The organism is Pseudomonas sp. PICF6 (genome assembly GCF_009831705.1).
In the GTDB taxonomy this organism is placed as follows: Bacteria; Pseudomonadota; Gammaproteobacteria; order Pseudomonadales; family Pseudomonadaceae; genus Aquipseudomonas; species Aquipseudomonas rhizophila.
Map to the genome: position 1 here is coordinate 1 of NZ_WUUD01000004.1, position 4,855 is coordinate 4,855.

At 62.5% G+C, this 4,855-nt stretch carries 3 protein-coding genes; all 3 read right to left on the reverse strand.

Features of this window, described 5'->3' with window-relative positions:
• A partial coding sequence (locus GSM73_RS03030) for an SRPBCC family protein (RefSeq protein WP_160891524.1) occupies positions 1–424 on the reverse strand: 424 nt, incomplete at its 3' end.
• A 34-nt stretch (positions 425–458) separates the two neighbouring features.
• Positions 459–3,878, reverse strand: a complete 3,420-nt coding sequence (locus tag GSM73_RS03035) for a non-ribosomal peptide synthetase (RefSeq protein ID WP_160891526.1) — start codon at positions 3,876–3,878, stop codon at positions 459–461.
• 10 nt (positions 3,879–3,888) lie between these two features.
• On the reverse strand, positions 3,889–4,821 hold the full coding sequence (locus GSM73_RS03040) for a diiron oxygenase (protein ID WP_076383234.1): 933 nt from the start codon (positions 4,819–4,821) through the stop codon (positions 3,889–3,891).
• Positions 4,822–4,855 lie beyond the last annotated feature (34 nt).

The following is a 4,855-nucleotide window of genomic DNA, read 5'->3' on the forward strand; positions in this document are numbered from 1 at the left end:
CAAACCCTTGCAGGAAATCTCGGAAGCCGGACGGGGTATGGGCATCGGTGTGGTCGGCGATGATGGTCCAGGTGGCGCGGCAGCGGTTGTCCGCCAGGGGCTCGACGCGCATTGCCGCCCACAGGTTATCGATGCCCAGGGTGTTGTAGATCAGCGTCCAGGTCATGTGCATGGCCTGGTCATCATGGCTGTTGAGCTGTTCCACCACCAGGTTCTGCCCGTCGCGGAAAAACTTCTTGCGCAGGGACCTCACGCCCTCGCCGGTCATTTCGATGTGCTCAAGTGCCGGGATGAATCGATCGAACCTTGCAAAATTGCCCACCACTGCCCAGACGCTCGCCGCGTTGGCGGGTACTTCCACTGAAGTTTCGACCTCGCAGGCGTGGGGGTTCTTGATCAAGGTGTCGGGTTGAAGTGCATTCATGGTCTTGCTCCTTTTTTTACAGTTGAGGGGTGCTTCAGATGAAATCGATGGCCTTGAGGTAATCAGCGCCGCGGCGCAGCAAGGCCGGGGATTTTTCCGGGTAGCGGGCACCCATCTGCCGTACACCGGCCCGGGCGTTGGCGTGGTTGATCAACGAGATGTCGCCGATGTCTTCCTCGAAACCGTTGAGGTAGAAACCCAGTACGCCGAACAGCGCATTGTCAGCATCGACTCGGCCCAGTTGCCGTTGCCAGTCGGCGACGCTGACCAGGGAAAATTCCCGGCCGCTGTCACGAAACGACGCCACATAGGCGTCCCAGCTCAAGGGTTCGGGGTTGTGCAGGTTGAATACCGCCTGCGTCGGCTGATAACGACTGGCGTGGAAGGCGATGAAGCGCGCCAGGAAGTCCACCGGCATCAGGTCGAAGTTGAGGGACAGATCCGGCACCTGACCGAGCTGGATCGAGCCCTTGAGCATCAACATCAACCGGTTCTTGTGGGGCTGGCAGACCCCGGTCAGGCTGTTGAAACTGATGTTGCCGGGGCGAAACAGATTGACCCACACCCCGCGATCCCGAGCGCGCTGCAGGATCCGTTCGCCGACCCATTTGGACAGGTTGTAGCCGTTCTTGATGTAGATCGGCGGCGTCTCTGCGGCGGGCTGCTCCAGGACCTGGCCGTCGGCATCCAGCGCACTGGACGCCGACAGCGTAGAGACGAAGTTGAAGATCTTCTTGCTGCGCCCTTCACACAGGCGCAGGCATTCGAAGATCGGCTCCACGTTGTCCCGCGCCAAAGACTCGTAGTCGAGCACATGATTGACGTGGGCGGCGTTGTGCACCAACGCGCCGAAGGTGCGGTCGATGCGGGCATAGACGTCGTCTGGCAAACCCAATTGCGGTTGGGTGATGTCGGCGGCGTAGACACTGACGCGGCTCAGGTCCAGGTGGTTCAGCCGATTGTCCCGCAGGGCCTGGGCAAAGCGTTCGGCCGCGCTTTGTCCACCGGACTCGCGCACCAGGCACGCGACTTCGGTGGCGCCCCAGGCCAGCAAGGCCTCGACGATGTGTACCCCAAGAAAACTGTTGGCGCCGGTCACCACCACCTTGTGCACATCACCACACCGGCTGACAGGCAGGGGATCGAGGTTGAGTTCCGCTTGCGCATCGATCAAGGCCTGGGGGCTGAGGGTCGATGTGCTGTTTTGCACAGGATCGTCCAGTAACTTCGCCAGCGTGATCAGCGTAGGTGCTTCGATGAAGCGATTGATCGACAGGCTGCGCCCGAAGGCTTCGCGGACCCCCAGCAACAGTTGTGACAGCAGGATCGAATGGCCACCGAGATTGAAGAAGCTTTCATCGGTGGCGATGTCGTCGACCGGCAGCTCCAGCAACTCGGCCCACAGTTGCCGCAGCTGCGTTTCCAGAACGTTCTGCGGCTGGCGCCGATGGCTGCCGACCTGCACTTGCACCGCCGTGGCGAGCAAGGCCCGGCGATCGACTTTGCCATTACTGGTGTAGGGCAGGCTGGGCAATTGCACGTAGGCCGCCGGGTGCATGTAGCTGGGCAGCGCGTTTTGTACATGCTCGCGCAAAGCCTGAAGGGCAGCGCCGGCCCGCTCTTCCCGAGGGTGAACCAGAAACGCCAGGATCCGCCGTCGGTCATCGACCCCCACCGCTACTTGGCGAAACAACTGGCTGTCGCGCAGGCAATGCTCGATTTCCTCGGGTTCGACCCGGAAGCCACGGATCTTCACCTGGTTATCGCGCCGACCACACAGTTCGATGCCGTGGTCGGTCCATTGGGCGATATCGCCTGTGCGATATACCCGCAGCGTTGGCCCGTCGGGCAGCGTCAGGTTGAGGTAGCGGCTCGCGGTCAACGTCGGGTCGTTCAGATAGCCGAGGCCGACCCCCGGCCCGGCGATGTACAGCTCGCCCGGTGTGCCTTGGGGCACCGGTTGCAGCTGCTCATCCAGAATCAGCACCCGGCCATTGGCGATGGGCACACCGAGGTTGCGGTTGTTGTCACCGACACCGAATTGCCGGGTGGTGACCAGCACCGTGGTTTCGGTGGGGCCGTAGATGTTGTGGAAACTGCACTGCGGTGCGAGCTGCTCGATCACGAACGGCTCACAGACATCGCCGCCGGTAATCAGGTGTTCCAGCCCCAACGGTGCATCCAGCGGCATCACGCTCAGCAGCGCGGGCGGCAGGAAAGCATGAGTGACACGCTGTTGCTGAATCAGCGCCACCAGTTGCTGCGGGTCGCGACGCTGGTCTTCGCTGGGCACCACCAGCGTCGCACCCTGGATGAAGGTCGGCAGGATATCCAGCAGCGATGCGTCAAAGTTGATGGTGGAGAACTGCAATGCCCGGCTGTCACGCTGTAAGCGGACATAGTCGCTATACCAGGCGCAGAAATGGCTGAGGTTGCGATGACTGAGCAGCACGCCTTTGGGTTGGCCGGTGGTGCCGGACGTGTAGATCGCCACGGCCGGTTCGTCGCTGTCCACCACGCGGCGGATCAGCGAGGCCGGGATGCCGGGTTTGGGTGAAGGCAGCTTGCGTACATCCAGCGTCGGCAGCGACAGCTCGCCCAGGTCGCTGTCACCGTCGTGCAGCAGTAAGTCGGCGTTGGCGTTCTCCAGGATAAAGCGCCGTCGTTGCGCGGGGTGCTGCGGGTCCAGCGGCAGGTACACCGCCCCGCAACCCAGCACCGCCAGGATAGCTGCGTACAACTGTGCGGACTTGGGCAGGCAGACACCAATCACTCCAGGTTTTGCCCCGGCCAGTTGCTTGAGCATCGGCTCCTGCAAGCGCAACGCCAGACTGCGCAAGGACTTGTAGTCGACAAGCTGACCGTCGACCCACAGGGCCGCTTGCGTACCGTCATTGAGCATGCGCTGCTCGATGTCATGCATGACCGGCACTTCGGCTGCAGCCAGCAGCCAAGGCACCGCGGGCCGATTGAGGTGGTGTTCGAAGGCCAGCGGCTCCAACACATCCAGTCCCTGCAACGATTCATCGCAGGCGTCGGTCTGCACCGTCGGCCAGTGATCGAAGCAGGCTTCGTCCCGGGAAAGCTGGCTGACCAGTCGCGCACCGTGCTCGACCACCGCCGCCAAGGCGCGCAGTCGCAAAGACTGGCCGTTGCCGCAGCCTTGCGGGGCGATCACTTCCTGGGACAACGGCCGATGCGCGCTGTCGCGGAAAACCACCACCGGCTGTGGCAATGCCTGGCCGGGAAAAGCCTGGAGCGCCACACGCACCTGAAGGTTTGAGCGGGCGTCTAGGGTGCAGGGCAGCGTCCCGTCATCAATCAACAGGTCTACCGCTGTGTGGTGGTGCGCTGATTCAAGATGCACAACACCGTGGCCGTGCAGTTCGAGCTCCTGGGCCAGGTCGGTCATGGCCTGGCTGGTGCCAGACACGGCAATTTCGAGGCGTCTCATGGGCGGATCCTCATGGGGTCAGGTAGTCGGCCAGGGCGTCACGCACGCAGGGGGACGCCAGCATCGAGCTGCTGCGAAAAAAGCGCGTGATATTGCCCACCAACGGGTGAAAACGATTGATGGGATACGCCAGCGCACTGGCCTCTTCGCGCAGTGACTGGCGCACGGATTCGTCGACGGGCAGGTGTGCGATCAGCTGAAAATCGAACGCCTGTTGCAGATCGCTCGCCAGGTACTGGCTGATGAAGCCGGGCATCAGTCGCGCAATCGCATCGCGGTCAGCTTCGGGCGCGCTGCGCCAGTAGATTTGCACCAGGCGCGTCCAGAATCCGGAGTGCCGTCCCTCATCCAGCAGGTGGTCGGCCATCAGGCCCTTGATCGACGCCTTGACCGAATCATCCCGGGCGAATGCCGCCACCTCGTTGGTCACGGTGTTCTCGGCAATGGCGATGCAGATCAGCTCCACGGCGCTGAGCAAATGCTCCGGTGCCTGGGCCAGCGTCGCCGGGATGGCGCGGCTGAGCTCGATCTGATCGGGCAACGGGATCGGCGCAATGCCAGTCATGTCGATGGTCTGCTGCATGAAGTCCATCGCCACCAGTGCGTGATAATCCTCGTCCACTACCACCGTCATTGCGTCGTAGCGGCAGGCGAACGGGAACTCGATGCCGAAGCTGTTCTTGGCAATGCGCCGGGCAGTGTGGTCCACCAGTTCGGTCTCGAAGATCACCACATCGTTGATGAACTTGTAGAGGCTCTGGACCAGCACAAAATCGCGCAGTTGCGGGCAGTGGCTGAGGAAGGTCTGGCTGTGCACCAGGGGCTGACGGCTCATGGGGAAGATCAACTTGTCGTCGTCTTCGACCCGGCGCCGTGGCCGGGTGCGGATGGTGGCGCGGCTTTCCCAGGCGTCGGCGAAGGATTGGTATTCGACAGCGTTCATGGCGCCACCTGCGCAAGCGGTTGGGCCATGCTCT

Coding starts and splice junctions, on each gene's coding strand:
- GSM73_RS03035 (WP_160891526.1), bottom strand. CDS start 3,878: ATGAGACGCCTCGAAATTGCCGTGTCTGGCACCAGCCAGGCCATGACC.
- GSM73_RS03040 (WP_076383234.1), bottom strand. CDS start 4,821: ATGAACGCTGTCGAATACCAATCCTTCGCCGACGCCTGGGAAAGCCGC.